This window comes from Arthrobacter sp. H14 (assembly GCF_000520495.1).
Lineage (GTDB): Bacteria > Actinomycetota > Actinomycetes > Actinomycetales > Micrococcaceae > Arthrobacter_C.
Map to the genome: position 1 here is coordinate 1 of NZ_KI914648.1, position 19,813 is coordinate 19,813.

Annotated in this window: 18 protein-coding genes and 1 pseudogene; 12 read left to right on the forward strand and 7 right to left on the reverse strand. The window is 64.5% G+C overall.

The features are described from left to right. The 6 genes and pseudogenes from Y707_RS32760 to Y707_RS24875 all read right to left on the reverse strand — a co-directional run. Window positions 1–182 (reverse strand): annotated as a pseudogene (locus Y707_RS32760) (IS1380 family transposase); the annotation flags it as partial. A gap of 138 nt (window positions 183–320) precedes the next feature. After that, window positions 321–1,460, reverse strand: coding sequence for a cysteine desulfurase family protein (locus tag Y707_RS0109705; protein WP_026534935.1), 1,140 nt, complete (start codon window positions 1,458–1,460; stop codon window positions 321–323). A 7-nt stretch (window positions 1,461–1,467) separates the two neighbouring features. Next, complete coding sequence (gene nadC / locus Y707_RS0109710; RefSeq protein WP_216699237.1) at window positions 1,468–2,355, reverse strand: carboxylating nicotinate-nucleotide diphosphorylase; 888 nt, start codon at window positions 2,353–2,355, stop codon at window positions 1,468–1,470. A gap of 49 nt (window positions 2,356–2,404) precedes the next feature. Further along, window positions 2,405–4,069 (reverse strand): L-aspartate oxidase, encoded by a 1,665-nt coding sequence (gene nadB / locus Y707_RS0109715; protein ID WP_081744761.1) that lies wholly within the window; start codon window positions 4,067–4,069, stop codon window positions 2,405–2,407. After that, complete coding sequence (gene nadA, locus Y707_RS0109720; protein WP_026534938.1) at window positions 4,066–5,430, reverse strand: quinolinate synthase NadA; 1,365 nt, start codon at window positions 5,428–5,430, stop codon at window positions 4,066–4,068. The genes nadB and nadA overlap by 4 nt, the downstream gene beginning before the upstream one ends. A gap of 3 nt (window positions 5,431–5,433) precedes the next feature. Continuing rightward, on the reverse strand, window positions 5,434–6,243 hold the full coding sequence (locus Y707_RS24875; protein WP_051441851.1) for an NUDIX hydrolase: 810 nt from the start codon (window positions 6,241–6,243) through the stop codon (window positions 5,434–5,436). Window positions 6,244–6,495: 252 nt separating this feature from the next. Here Y707_RS24875 and Y707_RS0109730 point away from each other — a divergent pair, with 252 nt between their 5' ends. Further along, window positions 6,496–6,780: a hypothetical protein gene (locus Y707_RS0109730; protein WP_026534939.1), complete on the forward strand. Its 285-nt coding sequence runs from the start codon at window positions 6,496–6,498 to the stop codon at window positions 6,778–6,780. Window positions 6,781–6,920: 140 nt separating this feature from the next. Here the strand turns inward: Y707_RS0109730 and Y707_RS0109735 are convergent, their stop codons facing one another. Continuing rightward, window positions 6,921–7,391: an Lrp/AsnC family transcriptional regulator gene (locus tag Y707_RS0109735; protein WP_026534940.1), complete on the reverse strand. Its 471-nt coding sequence runs from the start codon at window positions 7,389–7,391 to the stop codon at window positions 6,921–6,923. Window positions 7,392–7,634: 243 nt separating this feature from the next. On the opposite strand from Y707_RS0109735, the gene Y707_RS24880 reads away from it, so the two are divergent. The 11 genes from Y707_RS24880 (at window position 7,635) to hpaD (ending at window position 19,666) form a co-directional block, all read left to right on the forward strand. Then, window positions 7,635–9,014: an amino acid permease gene (locus Y707_RS24880; protein WP_035781103.1), complete on the forward strand. Its 1,380-nt coding sequence runs from the start codon at window positions 7,635–7,637 to the stop codon at window positions 9,012–9,014. Further along, the gene (locus Y707_RS0109745; protein ID WP_026534941.1) at window positions 9,001–10,014 is read left to right on the forward strand and encodes a thiamine pyrophosphate-dependent enzyme; all 1,014 of its coding nucleotides are present in this window, start codon (window positions 9,001–9,003) and stop codon (window positions 10,012–10,014) included. The genes Y707_RS24880 and Y707_RS0109745 overlap by 14 nt, the downstream gene beginning before the upstream one ends. Window positions 10,015–10,036: 22 nt before the next feature. Further along, on the forward strand, window positions 10,037–11,050 hold the full coding sequence (locus Y707_RS0109750; RefSeq protein WP_026534942.1) for an alpha-ketoacid dehydrogenase subunit beta: 1,014 nt from the start codon (window positions 10,037–10,039) through the stop codon (window positions 11,048–11,050). Continuing rightward, a complete protein-coding gene (locus Y707_RS0109755; RefSeq protein WP_026534943.1) occupies window positions 11,043–11,375 on the forward strand; it encodes a biotin/lipoyl-containing protein in 333 nt (110 codons plus the stop codon). The genes Y707_RS0109750 and Y707_RS0109755 overlap by 8 nt, the downstream gene beginning before the upstream one ends. Window positions 11,376–11,378: 3 nt before the next feature. Further along, entirely contained in the window at window positions 11,379–12,197 is an 819-nt protein-coding gene (locus tag Y707_RS0109760) for an alpha/beta fold hydrolase (RefSeq protein ID WP_026534944.1), read from the forward strand. Window positions 12,198–12,460: 263 nt separating this feature from the next. Beyond that, window positions 12,461–13,459: a serine/threonine-protein kinase gene (locus Y707_RS0109765; RefSeq protein WP_253905123.1), complete on the forward strand. Its 999-nt coding sequence runs from the start codon at window positions 12,461–12,463 to the stop codon at window positions 13,457–13,459. A gap of 336 nt (window positions 13,460–13,795) precedes the next feature. Further along, window positions 13,796–15,277, forward strand: coding sequence for a fumarylacetoacetate hydrolase family protein (locus Y707_RS0109775; RefSeq protein ID WP_026534946.1), 1,482 nt, complete (start codon window positions 13,796–13,798; stop codon window positions 15,275–15,277). Then, window positions 15,274–16,011, forward strand: coding sequence for a GntR family transcriptional regulator (locus tag Y707_RS0109780; RefSeq protein WP_081744762.1), 738 nt, complete (start codon window positions 15,274–15,276; stop codon window positions 16,009–16,011). Before Y707_RS0109775 ends, Y707_RS0109780 begins: the two co-directional genes overlap by 4 nt. Then, on the forward strand, window positions 16,011–16,952 hold the full coding sequence (gene dapA, locus Y707_RS0109785; protein WP_026534948.1) for a 4-hydroxy-tetrahydrodipicolinate synthase: 942 nt from the start codon (window positions 16,011–16,013) through the stop codon (window positions 16,950–16,952). The genes Y707_RS0109780 and dapA overlap by 1 nt, the downstream gene beginning before the upstream one ends. 27 nt (window positions 16,953–16,979) lie before the next feature. Then, a complete protein-coding gene (gene hpaE / locus Y707_RS0109790) occupies window positions 16,980–18,533 on the forward strand; it encodes a 5-carboxymethyl-2-hydroxymuconate semialdehyde dehydrogenase (protein WP_026534949.1) in 1,554 nt (517 codons plus the stop codon). Window positions 18,534–18,577: 44 nt separating this feature from the next. Then, window positions 18,578–19,666, forward strand: coding sequence for a 3,4-dihydroxyphenylacetate 2,3-dioxygenase (hpaD, locus tag Y707_RS0109795; protein ID WP_026534950.1), 1,089 nt, complete (start codon window positions 18,578–18,580; stop codon window positions 19,664–19,666). Window positions 19,667–19,813: the final 147 nt, after the last annotated feature.

Consider the following 19,813-nt stretch of genomic DNA (forward strand, 5'->3'; position numbering starts at 1 on the left):
GATGCGACCTTTAGTCCGGCATTCGCGCCTTTGTCTGTCGGCACGGACAGCCACTCGGCGGCCAGATCCTGCAGGCCGGCGTCCTGAGCCAGGCCCATCGCCGGAACCAGCCCCGCGGTCGACACAAGGTTCTCGTCATCGAAGGAAACTGACATCGAGCCGGGACTATGGAAAAGTTGCATCTACGGGATGCCCTCTCTTGAGGTGGAAAATTTGTCTGTGGTAAGTCATATTTTCCCTCAAAAGACGGGCATCTCCCGTTTAAAACGCCGACGTCACCCCAAACCCGATCGGTGGATCAAGGCTAAGCCAGACGTGGATTAGCGCAGTCCGCGTACTGTTGCGACCGCGGTGACGACGGCGTCGGCCGCGGCTTCGAGCTCTGCGGCGGTGACGGCGGAAGTGAAGCTGAACCGCACGGCGGTCTGTGCAATGGCCGGCTCAATTCCCATCGCCGTAAGCACCGGCGACGGTTCATCCGAACCCGCCGCGCACGCGGATCCACTGGAGCATACGACGCCCAGACGCTCCAACTCCAGCAGCACTGATTCCCCGCTCGTGCCCGGAAAGCAGAACGAGGCGATGGAGGGCAGCCGGCTGCTCCGGTGACCGGTCAGCATGGCGCCGTCGACGCCGTCGAGCACGCTTTGGATGAACCGGTCCCGCAGCGCAGCGACGGACCCAACCGTTTGAACGCGTTGCTCCTCGGCCAGGCGCAACGCCGTGGCCAGCGCCACCGCTCCGGCGACGTTCTCGGTCCCTGACCGGAGGCCCCGCTGTTGTCCGCCGCCATGGATAAGCGGTTCGGTGTGCAGCCTGCCGCGTAGATACAGGGCGCCGCACCCCTTCGGCGCGCCAAGTTTATGGCCGGACAGGCTCAGAGCATCGACGCCAAGATCCTTCACGTTCAAGGGTTCCCAACCGGCGGCCTGCACGGCATCGGTGTGGAATGGCACGCCGTATTCCTTCGCAATCTGCGCAATCCCGGCGACCGGTTGAACGGTTCCGACCTCATTATTGGCGTACATGATGGTGCACAGTGTTGCACCGACAGCGAGCACCTGCCGGAGGGCATCGAGTTTCACCAGCCCCTCGCCGTCGACCTCCACGCGGGTAACGCGGAAACCGTGGTGGCGGACGAGGTACTCGCAGGACTCCTCCACCGCGGGGTGTTCGATACTGCTGGTCACGATGTGCCGGGGGCCGGGGTTGGCCAGGGCGATTCCTTTGACTGCCTGGTTGTCCGCCTCGGTGCCGCCGGAGGTGAAAGTTACTTCGCCCGGCCGGCAGCCCAGCACGCGCGCCACCTGTGCGCGGGCGGTCTCGAGCGCTGCCGCCGCCGATTCGCCGACCGTGTGGTGGCTCGAGGGGTTGCCGAAGTCGCCGGTAAGGTACGGCCACATGGCCTCCAGCGCTTCGCGGCGGACCGGCGTCGTGGCGGCGGCATCCAGATAGAGCATGCCGGTCCTAACCCAATGCGCCCATGGTGGAGTCTGCAGGTTGGGGTTCGACGTCGATATCCAGTCCCAGGTCGAGCGCCCGGACGCTGTGGGTCAGCGCGCCGACGGAGATCACGTCGACTCCTGTCCTCGCGATGGCGCCTACTGTTTCCAGATTGACGCCGCCGCTTGCCTCGACCAGCGCGCGGCCGTCGATCAGCTTCACTCCCTCCACCAGTTCCGCCGGGGAAAAGTTGTCCAGCATGATGGTGTCCACTCCGGCCGCGGCGACAGCCTCAATCTGGTCCAGCCGGTCGACCTCCACCTCAAAGTGCATGGTGTGCGGCAGCTTCGCCCGAACCTGCCGCAGGGCGTGTGTCAGATCGACAGTTCCGTTTTGGGTAAGGACAGCCAGGTGGTTGTCCTTGGCCATCACGGCGTCCGAAAGGCTGAACCGGTGGTTGTGCCCGCCGCCGCAGCGGACGGCGTAACGTTCGGCGAACCGCAGTCCGGGCGTGGTCTTCCGGGTATCCACGATCCGCGCCTTCGTCCCCTCGGTTTCCGCCACGTAGCGGGCGGTTTCGGTCGCGATGCCGCTCAGCCGCTGCAGCAGGTTCAGGCCCACGCGCTCGGCGGTCAGCACCGACCGCGCCGGTCCGGACACCTCCGCCAGCCGGGTTCCGGCATCGAAGCTTTCTCCATCCTCGATGAAAAACCTGGTGCGGATTCCGGCGTCGGTCAACCGCATGGCGGCGGCGAAGAAGGCGCTGCCGCTGAGCACACCGGGTTCGCGGGCCATGAGCTGGGCGGTTGCCTGCGCGTGCGCGGGCAACAGAGCGGTGGAAGTGATGTCGCCCCACGGTGCATCCTCGGCGAGCGCGGCCGTCACCAACGTGTCGACGGCCGCTGGCTCCATCGGGAGGATCTCCATTTGTTCTGCCACGGTTTCTGCTGCCCGCTCTCTACTAATGGTCGGCATTGATATAGGTCAGGTGCCGGGTATTTGGCCAGTCGTGGCCCGGATAGTCAGAGCGGAAATGGGCGCCGACGGATTCTTCGCGCCGTCGCGAAGCAGTCACCAGCAGGCGGGCGGCGAGGAGCAGATTGGCGTCTTCGTGATCGGCAACAGTGACCGGTTGGCGCCGCCACTGTTCCAGCTGCTTCGCCGTCACGGCCAACGCTCCGCCGTCGCGCACCAAGGCTGCGTTGGCTGCCATCAAGCGCTGCAATTCGGCGCGGGTGAAATCTTCGCCATGGGAGCGGTCCTCGCCCAGATGCAGCGGCTTGGCTCCGAAGTCCGGCCACGCTCCCGAATCCGCGGTGTGTCCTGAAATGTGCTGCACGGCGCGGCGGGCGAAAACCAAGCCCTCCAGCAGGGAGTTGGACGCGAGGCGGTTGGCCCCGTGGACCCCGGTACAGGCCGCTTCCCCCGCCGCATACAGGCCAGGTACGGATGTCCTCCCCCACAGGTCGGTCCTGATGCCGCCCATCCAGTAGTGCGCCGCGGGACGGACCGGCAGCCACTCGGTGTTCCAGTCGAAGCCAAGTTCACGCGTGCGGCGGTCGATGGTTGGAAACCGCCGGGCCAGGAAGTCCGGTCCGCGGCGCGCCGCAACTCCGGTTGCGTCCAGGAACACGCGGGGTTCCTTGCCCGCCGCGGCAAGAGTCCGCAGGTGCTCGGCAATTCCGCGCGAGACGACGTCGCGCGGCGCCAATTCGGCGTCCGGATGGACGGCCGGCATGAATCGGTGCCCGCCGGCATCCCGCAGCACTGCGCCCTCGCCACGGACGGCTTCTGAAATCATGAAACTGCCGGGAACGTCCAGTGCGGTTGGATGGAACTGGAAGAACTCCAGATCGCTCAGCGCCGCCCCGGCCCGCCATGCCGCAGCGAGCCCGTCAGCGGTGGCGACCTTCGGATTCGTGGTGTGCTCGAACAGCTGCCCGGCTCCCCCGGTGGCGAGGACAACGGCGTCGGCCGAGATCGCTTCAGTGGCACCGTTGCACAGCACGGCCACGCCGGCCGCACGCTCACCCGAGCGGAGAATGTCGGTCAGGAAAGTGTGTTCACGGACCGTGATGGCGCCATCGTCCGCACGTTGCCGGACGGCGGCGATCAGTGCGTTGGCCATGGAGGCGCCGGTCGCGTCCCCGCCCGAATGCAGGATCCGCGGGGCCGAGTGCGCGGCTTCGAGCCCCAGCGCGTAGAAGTGCCCGGTACCGAAGGTCGAACCGTCGAATCCAACGCCGAACCGGTGCAGCTGACTGATGTCTTCCTGGGCCGAGGCACACAGCAGCTCAACGGCGTCGTAATTATTCAAGCCCGCGCCCGCCGCCAAGGTGTCCGCGATGTGGGCCTGGACGGTGTCGCCGGACGCCGCCTGCTGTTGCGGCAGGACGGCCGAAATCCCACCCTGGGCGAAGTACGTATTGCTCTCCGGAAGCGCCGACTTGCTGATCAGCGTGACGCGGGTGTCGTCCTGCCCGGCAGCGAGGAGCGCGGCGTAGAGTCCGGCAATTCCGGAACCCACGACGACGACGTGCCGCAGCTGTGGTTTCTGCCTCGACAGTGGCGGGGGCCGAGCGCTCCTGACCGCGCCCACGGCTTCGCGGCCGCTCCGGGCGCTCATGGCCTGGCCGCCAGCATCCGCTCGAGCGCGGTCCGGGCAGGTTCGGCGACGTCGGCCGGCACGGTTATTTGGTTGAGCACCTCGCCGCGGACGAGTCCCTCCAGCACCCACGTCAGGTAACCCGGGTGGATCCGGTACATCGTCGAACACGGGCAGATCACCGGGTCCAGGCAGAAAATGTGGTGCTGCGGATACTCGCTGTTGAGCCGGTTCACCATATTGATTTCGGTGCCGATCGCGAACGTGGTCGGTTCCGTGGCCGCGGCGATGGCCTTGCGGATGTAGTCCGTCGAACCTGACTCGTCCGCCGCGTCGACCACCGGCATCGGGCACTCGGGATGAACGATCACGCGCACGCCAGGATGTTCCGCCCGGGCCTTGTCGATCTGGCCGACATTGAACCGCTTATGCACCGAGCAGAATCCGTGCCAGAGAATGACCTTTGAGTCCTGGAGTGTCTGCTCGTCGGAGCCGCCGAACGGCTTACGCGGACTCCACATCGGCATCTGCTCCAACCCGATCCCCATCGCCTTGGCGGTGTTGCGGCCCAGGTGCTGATCCGGGAAGAACAGCACCCGCTGGGCCCGCTCGAACGCCCATTCCAACACAGTGGCGGCGTTGGAAGAGGTACAGACGATACCGCCGTGGTCACCGCAAAAACCCTTCAGGGCAGCGGAGGAATTCATGTAAGTCACGGGCATCACCGGCATCCGGCCCTGCTCATCGAGTTCGGTGCCGAACAGTTCCTCCAGCTCTTCCCAGCATTCAGTGACGGAATCGATATCGGCCATATCCGCCATCGAACATCCGGCGGCCAGGTTGGGCAGGATCACCTTCTGTTCCGGACCGGACAGCAGGTCCGCCGTTTCCGCCATGAAATGCACCCCGCAGAAAACGATCGCCTCCGCCTCGGGCTTCTCCTTGGCGGCGCGGGCGAGCTGGAAGGAATCGCCGACGAAATCCGCATACTGGACCACTTCGTCGCGCTGGTAGAAGTGTCCGAGGATCACCAGCTTGTCTCCCAGCGTCTCCTTGGCGGCACGGATTCTGGCATCCAGTTCCTCCTGGGGGGCGTTACGGTATTCCTCCGGCAACTGGCCCTGGCGGGGCGTGGCCGGCGGCGCGGTGTCATCCATCGACGCACCGGGACCGTAGGACGGCGCTCCCGGAAGATCGAAATCCCACGGGCCCTTGGCCAGCTCCGGGCTGCAGGTGGACACGCTGGCTGATGTCGCGGCACCCGGCGCGGTGGACGTCGTCGTGCCTGATGCCGTTGTGCTGGATCCGGCGGCAGCTGTGCCCTGTGCAGCCTGCTCAGCCTGCTCGCGGGTGATGAGGTCGATAGTACTCGTGACCGACATGGTCTACTCCGTATCGTTTGCTGTTTGTAGAGGTTCAACGGCGGCAGGGCCGCTTTCGGTGCTGGCGAAGCTTTGTTCCGGTGCAGCCGGGCCGCTTTCGCCCGTGCTGAGGCCGCGTCCGGGAGCTGGAGGGCCGGTTGCAGCTTTGTAGCGGTACAGCCGTGGAGGCCGGTGCCGGCCGCCCTGCAGGTATTCATCGGTCGGCTCGATGTCCGGAGCGTCCCGCAGCCGTCGTCGGAAATTGGCCGGGTCCAGCCGTTTGTCCAGCACGGCTTCGTAGACTTCACGCAGCTGCGCGAGGGTGAAGCGTTCACCCAGCAGGTGATAGGCAATGGAGCCGTACTCAACCTTGTTCCGTAGCCGCCAGAGCGCGTAGTCGACGATCTCGTTGTGGTCGAAGGCCAGTTCGCCGAGCCGGTCGGCCCGGAACCAGCGGACATTGTCTGTCTCCTGGGCGATGGCCGCCTGGTCGGCGTGCACCAGCGCCCAGTAGACGATGGAAACCACCCGTTCAGCCGGCGACCGGTCGACCGCTCCGAAACAGTAGAGCTGTTCCAGGTACTGCGGCTCCAGCCGGGTGGTTTCCTTCAGGTTCCGCGCTGCCGCGGCGACCAGGGATTCGCTGCGGGCGAGCGGACCCCCCGGCAGGGCCCACAGTCCCCGGTATGGTTGGCGGATACGGCGCACCAGCGGCAGCCAGAGGGTCGGCCGGCCGGAGGTTGCACTAGGTCTCAGAGCGAAGATGACGGTGGATATAGCCAGCGACGGCGGCACGAACTCCCGCTCGGTAACGTTCGCTGAACTGAAATACACGCCTGCTCCATGAGTAAAGGTCAGTTTGACTTTAAGTCATTCTAGACCCGGATTGCTGGCTGCACCAATTGCGCGTGCGGGTGTGACGCGCCGCAGTCGGACACCCCCACATATGTTTACGCAACTTGCCGGCCTTCGGAACGCGGGGCCTACGGGCGGGCGTCTCATTTTGTTCTCATTCGAGTTGCCTACGCTCGGATAGAGGAAGACCCGTCGCCCGGCGGGGTTCCGGTGTAACAAGGAGCAATTCACATGGAAATCCGAAACCTGCGGAAACTGTCCGCCATCGTCGCCCTCAGCGCGTTATTTCTGGTCGGGTGCGACAACACCGGGAACCAGGAGAGCCCCGAAGACCAGGTCGAGCAGCAACAGGAAACCAACCAGCAGGACGACGGGGACGACTCCGACGATGGACAGGATGATGACCAGGACGACGGCGGGGATGACGACGGCGATCAAGAAAACGACGGCGGCCAGGACGACTCCAACGACGACGCGGATGACGACCAGAATGATCAGGACGACCAGGACAACTGACCGGCACCAGGGCCCAGGAACTTACTTGGCTTCCTTCAAAGCTTCGACGGCCCGGTCGTAGACATCTTTGGCCTGCTTATCGCTGAGCCGGTTATTGATGTACAGCGTGCGCGGATCGCTGGAAGGTGCCTATCCAAGGTTCAGGGCATCCCTGAGGCTTGAACCAACGGCAGTGTCCGGTCCTGGAAGTGCGTGTTCAGCACGATCGTGGAGGAGGAACGCTCGACCGTCTTTGTGGCGACGATGTTGTCAATCACGCGCTGCAGATCGGCATTGGATTTCGCGACCACCTTCGTCAGCAGGTCACTGCCGCCTGAAACGGTATGGATCTCCTGAACCTCCGGAATCGAGGAGAGCTTTTCCGCGACGGCGTCATGGCCGGCGTCCTGCATGATCGTCAGTGAGCAGAATGCGACGACGGGATAGCCGAACCTGGACGGGTCTATCCTGGGTCCCCAACCGCTGATTACCCCGTTGCGAATCATCCGGTCCAGCCGCGCCTGCACCGTTGCCCGCGCTACCGCAAGAATGCGCGACGCCTCTAGAACCGAAATCCGGGGCTGCTCAGTGAACAGGGTGATGATCCTTGCGTCCAGCTCGTCTATATCCACTGCGCCTCCTATACATTCTGCACACCATATTGGCGGTCCAGCCATCCATACTGCACATAGTGCACAACGGAATCGACTGAGATTGCAACCACTTACCCGGGTGTCTAGTGTCACACTGTACGCCAGGGCGAAGCCCGCCCGTCGTCCCCTAGCCTTACGGAGCTTTCAACGGTGACAGCCACGACTTCACAACAAACCACTTCGGACACCGCCACCGCCCAAAACGGCGGACTGGGCCGGAAGATGAAGTCCCGCCATCTGGTCATGATGAGCCTGGGCAGCGCCATCGGCACAGGACTCTTCGTGGGCACCGGTGCAGGAATCGCTGCCGCCGGCCCGGCTGTGCTGCTGTCCTTCGTAGTCGCCAGCACGCTCGTCATCCTCGTAATGCGGATGCTGGGCGAGATGGCCGCGGCTAATCCCAACAGCGGCGCCTTCTCGGTCTACGCGGAAAAGGCCATGGGCCGCACGGCGGGTTCCACCGTCGGCTGGCTGTGGTGGATCCAACTGGTGGTCGTCGTCGCGGCCGAAGCTACGGCGTCGGCGGCAATCCTGCATACGATGTGGCCGGTCCTGCCGCAGTGGGCGCTGGCGCTGGTATTCATTGCCGGCTTCACGGCGATCAATCTCTTTGGTGTCTCCAAGTTCGGTGAAATGGAGTTCTGGTTCGCCGTCCTGAAGATTGCCGCCATCGTCGTCTTTCTGGCGATCGGCACGGCGCTGATTCTGGGCCTGCTTCCCACCGCCAACTCTCCCGGGTTCAGCAACCTCGTCGGCCATGGTGGCTTCATGCCCAATGGGTTCAGCGGTATCGCCGCCGGTCTGCTGGTGGTCATATTCGCCTTCGGCGGCACCGAAATCGTGACCGTTGCCGCAGCGGAAACCGAAAACCCGGAGCGCAATGTCGGCAAGGCCATCCGCACCGTGGTGTGGCGGATCCTGGTTTTCTACATCGGCTCGGTGCTGATCATGATTACCGTCCTGCCTTGGAACTCCGAGGAACTGGGCGCCAGCCCGTTCGTCGCCGTCCTGACCTTCGCCGGACTCCCCGGCATGCAAACCGCCATGGGCGTCGTCATCGCCATCGCACTGCTCTCGGCCCTGAACGCGAACCTCTATGGTGCATCCCGGATGATCTTCTCGCTCAGCCAGCGCGGCCGCGCCCCCGCCGGGCTGTCCAAGCTCTCTGCCAGGAAAGTGCCCCAGGCCGCGGTGCTCGCCTCCGTCGGTTTCGGCTTCATCACCGTCGTGTTGAACTACCTCTGGCCGGAAACCGTACTCCGCCTGCTGCTCAACGCGGTCGGTTCCACCATCCTGGTCATCTGGGGTGCCGCGATCGTCTCGCAGATTATCCTGCGCCGCCGGGCGGACCGGGACCCGGATGTGAAGCTGCCGCTGAAGATGTGGGCCTTCCCGTACCTGTCCTACGCGGCACTGGCGATCCTCGCCGCCATCGTCACCCTCGCTTTCTTCGACCCGGCCGCCCGCAACCAGCTTCTGGCGACGTCGGCCCTCACCGTGGGCATCGCCGTCTGGTGCTTGCTTCGCGATCGTCGCAAGGCCCGCCGCGAAGCAGCAGTAAGCGGAGCAGCTGTAGAAAGGAATCAGTATGAATCTCGGTAAAGATCAACTCAGGGAGCTCTACCGGCTGATGGTCGCCGTCCGCCAGCTCGACCGCTCCGCGGTTTCCTGGCAGCGGCAAGGCCTGATCCCCGGTTACGCACCGGAACTCGGACAGGAAGCGGCGCAGGTCGGCAGCGGCTACGTCGTCGACACCACCCGCGACTTCGTCTTTCCCACCTACCGGGAAATGGGCGTCGCCCGCGCCATGGGCGTCGACATGGTCGAATACATGTCCACGCACAAGGCCACCTGGCACGGCGGTCTCTACAACCCGGCCGAAACCCGCCTCGCCCCGATCCAGGCCGTCGTCGCCGGGTCAGTGCTGCACGCCGTCGGCTGGGCCCACGGCGCCCGGCTCAATGGCCCGGCCGACGACGGGACGTACCCGGTAGCGATGACCTACTTCGGCGACGGTGCGAGTTCCCAGGGCGACATCCATGAGGCGATGAACTTTGCCGCTGTGATGAAGGCCCCGGTCGTCTTCTTCGTGCAGAACAACGGCTGGGCCATTTCCGTCCCGACCGAACGCCAGGTCGCGGGCGGCTCGGTCGCAGCACGTGCGGCCGGCTACGGGATGGAGTCGGTACAGGTGGACGGAGACGACGTCGTCGCCGTTGTCGAAGCGACATCGCGCGCATTTGCTCATGCACGGGAAGGAAACGGACCGGTGCTGGTCGAGGCGATGACCTACCGCCGCGGCCCGCACTCCACCAGCGACGATCCTGGCCGTTACCGCACGCTCGATGAAGAACGGAACGACGCCGGCGAGGACCCGGTCGAACGGTTCCGCAGACAGCTCGAGGCCGACGGCGTCGCAGATGCGGCGTTCTTCGCTGAAGCCCTCGAGGCAGCCAAGGCCGAAGAGGAGCAGGTCCGCGCAGGCGTCGAAGCATTGGGCTCCCGTCCGGGAACCGAGATGTTCGACTACGTCTTCCAGGAATCAACACCTGCCCTCGATGAGCAGGCACGCCAGTGGCGGGAGGAGTCCGAGCATGTATAAGGACAATCAGGAGGGCACCACCATGGAGATGGAACCGGCCGGCGCCGCGGTCAACGTCGTCGAAATGTCCATGCAGCAGGCGCTGAACCGTGCCCTGATGGAAACCCTTGAACGTGACCCGAAAACGCTGGTGTTCGGCGAGGATGTCGGTCGGCTCGGCGGTGTCTTCCGGATTACCGACGGCCTGCAGGCGAAGTTCGGTTCCGACCGGGTCTTCGACACTCCCCTGGCCGAATCGGGGATCCTGGGCATGTCGGTCGGGCTGGCGATGGCCGGCTGGCACTCGATTCCGGAGGTACAGTTCGACGGCTTCGCCTACCCTGCGATCAACCAGATCGTCTGCCAGATCGGCCGGATGAACTATCGCAGCCGCGGCATCATGCCGATGCCTATTACGCTGCGGGTGCCCAGTTTCGGCGGCATCCGCGCGCCCGAACACCACGGTGAATCGCTGGAGGCGCTCTTCGCCCACGTTCCGGGACTGAAGGTCGTCTCGCCGTCGACGCCGCACGAGGCCTACCATCAGCTTAAGTACGCGGCATCGCGGCCCGATCCGGTGATCTTCATGGAACCGAAGTCGCGCTACTGGCAGAAGGGCGAGGTCGATCTGGACAATGCCGGCGAACGCACCGGTTCCGCCGTCGTCCGCGAAGGCAAGCATGCCACTCTGGTGGCCTGGGGCGCGATGGTGTCGCGTTGCCTGCAGGTTGCCGAGCTCGCGGCCGAGGACGGGATCGAGCTGGAAGTGCTGGATCTGCGCTGGCTGAAGCCCATCGACGCCGAGGGACTGGCCGCTTCCGTGTCCAAGACGCGGCGCGCCGTCGTCGTCCATGAAGCACCGCGGACATCAGGGCTGGGCGCCGAAGTTGCCGCCATTATTAACGAGCGCTGCTTCCGCACCCTGCGCGCGCCCGTTGAGCGGGTCACCGGTTTCGATGTACCGTACCCATCAGGTGACCTCGAAGATGAGTACATCCCCAACATTGATCGGATCCTCTTCGGGATCCAGCGAGTATTGGAGTATCGCCGTGGCTGAAATTTCCTTCCCGCTGCCGGATCTGGGCGAGGGCCTGATTGAGGCAACCGTGCTCGAATGGCTGGTGTCCGAGGGCGACCAGATCGAGCGCAATCAACCTCTGGTTGAAGTTGAGACTTCCAAGTCCGCCGTCGAGCTTCCTTCGCCGCAGGCCGGCAAGGTCGTCAAGACCTATGGCGAACCGGGAGGGAAGATCAATGTGGGCGAACCGCTGATCGTCTTCGAAGTTGCCGACGACACCGCCGGCATTGTTGGCACGGTGCCCAGGGAAGAAGCCCCCAAGCGCCGGGTCCGCCTCAGCGCCCTGCCCGACGACGAGGACTAAGCAGTGACTGTTCCCGAGCATCAGACCGTTGAGGGTTCCGACGCGCAGTTGCATGTCGAAATCCACCAACCGGACGAAGGAACCGGGCCGGATGGTCCCACCCGGCCGGTACTGCTGCTCCACGGCTTTGCCTCCTCATCGAAGTTGAATTGGTACGACGCCGGCTGGCTGACTGCGTTGAGCGGCGCCGGCCGGCGGGTCATCACCGTGGATCTGCCTGGACACGGACGGAGCGGGTCGCCGGACGAGCTCGATGCCTACGCGCCGAGCCGGATGCGCGCCGACATCCTGCAGGTTCTATATGACAGCCATGTCCGGCCGTTCGAGGAGGGCAATGCCGCTTCCGGGGTGGATCTGATCGGTTACTCGCTCGGTGCGCGGCTGGCCTGGGAGTTTGGTGCGACCCAGCCGGAGCTGGTGCACCGGATGGTCCTCGGCGGACCTTCCACCCAGGACCCGCTGGCCGATTTCGATCTCGCCGGCGCCCAGAAGTACCTCGCGGACGGCACTCGCATGTCCGACGAGCAGAGCTACAGTCTGTTGAAGATGGCACAAATGGTGCCCTCCAACAACATCTTCTCGCTGCTGAGCATGATTGAGGCCATCAAATCGGAGCCGTTTACGCCATCGGAGGCGGTGCCTCATATGCCGATGCTGCTGGTCGCCGGCGAAAAAGATGAGCTGGCGGCGACGATGACCGACCTGGCCGGCCTGAGTCCGAAGGCCGAAACGCTGGTGTTGCCTGCCCGTTCGCACACCAATGCCGTCACCTCCCGCGCCTTCAAGAATGCCGCCATCGACTTCCTCGCGGAGCATCCCTGAGGGGTGAGTTCGCTGCCCATCCGGCTGAAGTACGCAGGCAGGGTGACACGGTCAACGGCAATGGAAGTTCAGCGTGCCGAAAAATCACGCTAGGATAGTACCGCCCACCCCGGCCAACGAGCCGGGGTGAAGTACTGCCAAACCCCGTCGATGCCGCTGGGTGAATGCTGGTGAACAGCTGAGACCGAATCGTTAGTCGATTCCATGGGACTCCTGTGCCTCCTGAGCATACAATGGCGGGACATAGTCAGCACACTTACTTTATGACCAAAGGGTACTACGTGGATTTACTTCTCGGTGGGCGCTACCGCGCTCAAGACCTTTTGGGCATCGGCGGAGGCGCCTCGGTCTACCGCGCCTCGGATGAATCCCTCGGCCGCGAAGTCGCCGTGAAAATGTTCGCACCGGCCACTGTCGACGACGATGACTACCGCCGCCAGCACACCGAGATGCAGCTGCTGGCCACACTGAACCACCCCGGCCTGGTGACGCTGCATGACGCCGGTCTGCACACGGACGATACCGGCGCTATGGCCAGTTACCTCGTCATGGAACTTGTCGACGGCGCGGACCTGCGCAAGCGGTTGAAGGCCGGTCCGCTTGCACCGGAAGCCGTCGCCGAGCTGGGCGCCGACCTCGCCGACGCATTGAACTACATCCACCAAAACGGTGTCATCCACCGGGACGTGAAACCGGCCAACATCCTGGTCTCCGGGGAAGAAGAGCAGGACACCAGGCTGACCGCCAAGCTAACCGACTTCGGCATTGCCCGGGTGATGGAATCGACCATGGCCACCGCACACGGGGCGACGATCGGAACGGCGAACTACCTCAGCCCGGAACAGGCCGAAGGCATAAAGGTGGGTGCCTCAAGTGACATCTATTCCCTGGGGCTGGTGTTGCTGGAATGCTTGACCGGCGAGAAGGCTTTCCCGGGGCCGGTGGTGGAAGCGGCCGTGGCCCGGCTGCTCCGCGATCCTGAAGTTCCGGTCTCGCTGGGTCCGGAATGGGTCGAGTTGCTAACGATTATGACCGCCCGCGATGCGGCTGACCGCCCGGATGCGCATCAGGTAGCACTGCGGCTGCGCCAGTGGTTCCAGAGCAGCTCGACCTCCGATGCGGAGCCCACCGCGCCGTCCCACCTGCACCGCTCCCCCGGCCATGATGCGGCAGGGGACGACCCGCACACCGGTGGCAGCACGACGGGAAATATCCACATTCCGAGCCCGCCAAACCGCGCCCCGAGCGTCGGCGCCAACTAGGTCATTACCTATTTGTTGCCGGGCTCGTTCCGGCGGGTCTCAAATTCACTATGCCCATTGGGGCACTCCGGAATTTTATCCCCGGCTTTGACGTGCACCTTCCCGTCGCACTTGGCGCAATAGAAGTCGCCTGACTTCTATTGCTTTCTCACCGGCATGTGCAGCCATGGTCACTCCTCGTCATCGGTAAGGCCACGTTGGGCGCGCTCGGCCTCCCCGGAAATTTCGCCTCCAAAAAGCCTACCGTCAATTGGGCTTGACGTGACCCCTTGCACAAGGTTAACTGGATCGTATACGATTTCGTACCTGATGCAGTCGATAGGAAGCAGGCCATCCATGGAGCAGGTCTCCGAGCAGACGATCGCGGACGCGGGCAAGGTCATCGCCGTCCATATCAACTATCCCAGCCGGGCCGCCCAGCGCGGCCGGACCCCGGAGCAGCCCTCCTACTTCCTCAAGCCTGGCTCGTCACTGAGTTTCTCAGGCGCCGTGGTCGAACGTCCCGCCGGTTGCGAACTGCTCGCGTTCGAGGGCGAAATTGCCTTGATCATCGGCACCCGTGCCCGCCGCGTCAGCCTCGAGGACGCCTGGAGCCACGTCGGCCATATCACCGCCAGCAACGACCTGGGCATCTACGACCTGCGCTACGCAGACAAGGGTTCCAACCTGCGCTCCAAGGGAGGTGACGGCTTCACACCAATCGGCCCGGGCCTGATCCCAGCCGCCGACGTCGATCCCGACAAACTGCGCATCCGCACCTGGCTCAACGGTGGACTGGTGCAGGAAGACAGCACCGGTACCCTGCTGTTCCCCTTCGCCCGCCTGGTCGCCGACCTGTCCCAGCTGATCACTCTGGAGCCCGGTGACATCATCCTGACCGGCACCCCGGCCGGCGCCTCCGTCGCAGCCCCCCGCGACGTCGTCGAAGTTGAAGTGGATTACCCCGGCAGGAGCCTGAGCACCGGCAGGCTTTCGACGACGGTGGTCGACTCCGATCTCCAGCTGGCGGAATTCGGCGCGCGCCCGAAAATCAATGAGAAGGAACGGGCCGAAGCCTACGGAACCTCAACTCCGGCCCCGGATCCCGCACAGGTACTGACGCCGGAACTGAAGGAAAAGCTCGCCTCGGTCGCCACCGCCACGCTGAGTTCGCAGTTGCGCAAGCGCGGTCTCAATAACGTCAGCATCGATGGCCTGCAGTCCACCCGCCCGCAGCAGCGCGTGGTCGGCGTGGCCAGGACGCTGCGCTATGTGCCCAATCGTGAAGACCTGTTCAAGGCCCATGGCGCTGGTTTCAATGCGCAGAAGCGGGTCATCGATTCGCTCGGCGACGGCGACATCCTGATTATGGAAGCCCGCGGGGACAAGAGCTGCGGAACCGTCGGCGACATCCTCGCGCTCCGGGCGCAGGTCAACGGCGCGGCGGCACTCATTACCGACGGCGGCGTCCGCGACGTCGAAGCCGTGGCTGCGCTGGACATGCCGACCTACTTCGCGAACGCCCACCCGGCGGTCCTTGGCCGCAAGCACATTCCTTGGGAAGTCGACACCACCATCGGCTGCGGCGGCACCACAGTCCAGCCGGGCGACATCATCGTAGCCGACGCCGACGGCATCCTGGTGATTCCACCGGCACTAGCCGCCGAACTGGCCGAGGATTCCGTTGAGCAGGAGCGCCAGGAGACTTTCATTGCCGAGATGGTCGGGGCCGGACACAGTGTCGACGGCCTCTACCCGATGAACTCACACTGGAATGCCAAGTACTACGACTGGCTCCAGGTGCGCGCCGGCAACGAGCAGGACCGGCCGGGATCATGACCGTTCGGGCAGGGACCGGGCATGTTGGAACCGGCGTGCAGGCAGCGGCGGCCGGAACCACTGTGGCCGGAAACCCGCAGTCCAGCAAGTCACAGCTCGCCTATGACGCCGTCAAGGCCAAAATTTCCGACGGTTCCTACGGCGCCGGCTTCCGGCTGGTGCTGGGCAGGATCGCCAAGGAGCTGGATGTGAGCGTCGTTCCCGTCCGGGAGGCGATCCGCCGGCTGGAGGCCGAGGGCCTGATCACCTTCGAGCGCAATATCGGCGCTACCGTTGCGGGGATCGACCCCACCGAGTACCTGCACACCATGCAGACGCTGAGCATCATCGAAGGGGCCGCGACCGCGCTGTCGGCGCCGCTGATTACCGACGTCGAAATCACCAAAGCGCGCCGGATCAACGAGCAGATGCGGGAGTGCCTGAGCCATTTCGACCCGGTGCGCTTCACCTCGCTCAACCTCGAGTTCCATGCCGTGCTGTTCACGCACTGCCCCAATCCGCACATCCTGGACCTCGTGCACCGCGGCTGGAACCGGCTCAACGCCATCCGTGCATCCACGTTCAACTATGTGCCCGGCCGGGCCCAGGAATCCGTGGCCGAGCATGAAGAGCTGCTGCAGCTGATCGAGACCGGCGCCGACGTCGACTCGATTGAACGCGCCGCGCGGAACCACCGCGCCGCAACCTTAATCGCCTACTTGAAGCACGCTGAATCCACAGCCGAAGGAGAATAATGAAATTTCGTAACGACCCCCAGCACCTCAAGGGTTCCCTGGCCGCGCTGTTCACCCCATTCACAGAGACGGGCGAGGTGGACCACGACAGCCTGCGGAACATGATCCGCTGGCAGCTGGCCAACGGCACCGACGGCATCACCCTGGGCGGTTCCACCAGCGAACCCGGCTCCCAGACCATCGAAGAACGGGCCGCCGCCATCCGAACCGCCGCAGACGAGATCGGCGACAAGGCACCGTTCATGCCCGGCACCGGCACCGCCAAGCTGGACGAGACGCTCGAGCTGACCCGGGCGGCCGTCGAGGCCGGCGCCGATGCGGCCATGATCATCACTCCGTACTACGCCAAGCCCACGCAGGAGGCGCTGTACCAGTGGTACGCCACGGTCGCCCGGGAGTTCCCGGAGATGCCGTTCGTCATCTACAACGTGCCCTCCCGCACCGCCGTCGACGTCGCCCCGGAAACCGTCGCCCGGCTGTTCAAGGACTTCGACAACATCGTCGGGATCAAGGAAACCACCAAGGACTTCGAGCACTTCTCCCGGGTCATGCACGCCTGCGGCCCCGAACTGCTCGTCTGGTCCGGCATCGAACTGCTCTGCCTGCCGCTGATGGCCCTCGGCGGCGTCGGCTTCATCTCCGCGCTGGGCAACATGGCGCCGCGGGCAATCGCAGACATGTATGACGCGTGGGAGGCCGGCGACCTGGTGAAGGCCCGGGAGATTCATTACGGGCTGCACCCGCTGGCGGACCTGCTCTTCGTGGAGACCAACCCGGCCCCGTCCAAGTGGGTGATGGCCCAGCGCGGACTGATCGCCTCCGACCATGTCCGCTCCCCGCTGATCAGCACCACCGACGCCGGCCAGACAAAGATCAAGGCGCTGCTGGCCGAGGGCGAGCAGTACCTGACCAGCGTCGACGACTTCCAGATCACTAAGTAACCACCCCACGGATAAAGGAGAGTGGCCATGACACAGAATACGACCCAGATGACCGGCAAACATTTCGTCCCCGAGAACCTGCCCGAACACCTGAAGCACTACATTGGGGGCAAGTTCGTTGACTCCATCGGCGGCGGGACCTTCGAGATCCTCGACCCGGTCACCAACCAGACCTACTGCACCGCCGCCTCCGGCCAGCAGGCCGACATCGACACCGCCGTCGCCGCCGCCCGGGACGCCTTCGTCAATGGGCCCTGGCCGAAGATGAAGTCCCGCGAGCGGGCCAATGTGCTGTACAAGATCGCCGACGCCGTCGTCGACCAGGAGGACCGGCTGGCCGAGATGGAGACGTTCGACACCGGACTGCCGATCACCCAGGCCCGCGGCCAGGCCCGGCGTGCGGCGGAGAACTTCCGCTTCTTCGCCGACCTGATCGTCGCCCAGCACGACAACGCCTTCAAGGTTCCCGGATCGCAGATGAACTACGTGAACCGGAAACCCATCGGCGTCGCCGGACTGATCACCCCATGGAACACCCCGTTCATGCTCGAATCCTGGAAGTTGGCTCCGGCCATCGCCTCCGGCTGCACGGTGGTGCTCAAGCCCGCCGAATTCACCCCACTCTCGGCGTCGTTGTGGGCGCAGATCTTCGAGGATGCCGGACTGCCGGAAGGTGTGTTCAACCTGGTCAACGGCTTCGGCGAGACCGCCGGCGATGCTCTGGTCAAGCACCCCGACGTACCGCTAATCTCCTTCACCGGCGAATCCACCACGGGCCAGACGATCTTCCGCAACTGTGCCGAGGGTCTGAAGGGCATGTCCATGGAGTTGGGCGGCAAGTCCCCGGCTGTGGTGTTCGACGACGCCGACCTGGACGCCGCCATCGACTCCACCCTGTTTGGTGTCTTTTCACTGAACGGCGAGCGCTGCACGGCCGGTTCCCGCATCCTGGTCCACCGCGGCATCTATGACGAATTCTGCAAGAAGTACGCCGCGCGCGCCAAGAATATTGTGGTCGGCGACCCGCACGATCCCGATACACAGGTCGGCGCGCTGGTGCATCCCGAGCACTACGACAAGGTGATGTCCTACGTGGAGATCGGCAAGAACGAAGGCAAGCTGCTGGCCGGCGGCGGCCGTCCGGAAAACCTGCCGGAGGGCCAGGAGAACGGTTCCTACGTGACTCCGACTGTCTTCGCTGACGTCTCCCCCGACGCCCGGATCTTCCAGGAGGAGATCTTCGGTCCCGTCGTGGCGATCACGCCCTTTGATAACGACGACGAGGCGCTGGCCCTGGCGAACAACACCAAGTACGGCCTGGCGGCCTACGTCTGGACGAACGATCTCAAGCGCGGACACAACTTCGCGCAATCCGTGGAGGCCGGCATGGTGTGGCTCAACAGCCACAATGTGCGTGACCTGCGTTCCCCATTCGGCGGCGTGAAATCCTCGGGCCTGGGCCATGAGGGCGGCTACCGTTCGATTGATTTCTACACCGACCAGCAGGCCGTGCACATCACCCTCGACGAGGTGCACACCCCGAAGTTCGGCGCTTCCGATGCCGAGACACTCGGCCAGTAGCCAATAGCCGGTGGTCTCCCCGCCATTACAAGAAAGAGCACATCATGAGTGAATCAATCCCCACTCCAAGCATTGCCCCGCCGGACATCATCCGCTGCGCCTATGCGGAACTGATCGTCACCGATCTGGCCAAATCCCGCGACTTCTACGTCGGCGTGCTGGGCCTTGTCGTCACGCACGAGGACGAGGACGCGATCTATCTGCGCGCCTTCGAGGAATACCTGCACCACAGCCTCATCCTGCGCAAGGGGCCGGAAGCCGCAATGTCGGTCATCGCCTACCGGGTCCGCTCCGTCGCGGAACTGGACGTGGCCGAAGCGTACTACCGGGAACTGGGCGTGCGCGTCGAACGCCGTCCGGCCGGCTCCACCCGCGGAATCGGCGAAGCGGTCCGGATACTGGATCCGCTCGGCTTCCCGGTCGAGTTCTTCTACGAGGCCGACCACGTCGAGCGCTTTACCCGCCGCTATGACGTCCACGGCGCGGGCGCGATTTCCCGGCTGGACCACTTCAACGTGGTCACTCCCGACATTGCGGCTGCCCGCAGCTACTACGAGGGTCTGGGCTTCAAGGTCTCGGAGGACATAAAGGACGAAGAGGACACCACCTATGCAGCGTGGATGTACCGCAAGGCCACCGTGCACGACGTCGCCCTCACCGGCGGCGACGGCCCGCGGCTGCACCACATCGCCTTCGCCACGCACGAGCGCAGCCAGATCCTGCACCTGTGCGACCACCTTGGGGCGCTGCGCGAGAGCGACAAGATTGAACGCGGTCCCGGACGACACGGCGTATCCAACGCGTTCTATCTCTACCTGCTGGACCCGGACGGGCACCGGATCGAAATCTACACGCACGATTACTACACCGGAGACCCGGACAACCCCACGCTGACCTGGGATGTGCACGACAACCAGCGCCGCGACTGGTGGGGTACCCCAGTGGTGCCAAGCTGGTACGCCAATGCATCGAAGGTACTGGACCTGGACGGTAACGTGCGCGACGTCGTCGAACGCCTGGAAACCCGGGAATCCGATGTGACCATCGGGGCCGACGGTTTCTCCTACACCCGCAAGGAAGAAGCCGACGGGCAGAAGGTGGGCGCCGGGTTCAAGCTCGGCAACCAGGCCTGACCCGCCTCCCCGGTAATCGATCTGGCAGAAGATGCGCTTTCCCACAGCTGGGACGCGCATCTTCTGCCGAGTCGTTTAACGGCTCTGTCTGCCGGCGCTACTTGAGGAACTTCGACGTACGCCGGTCGGCCAGCGGCTTGCCGCCGG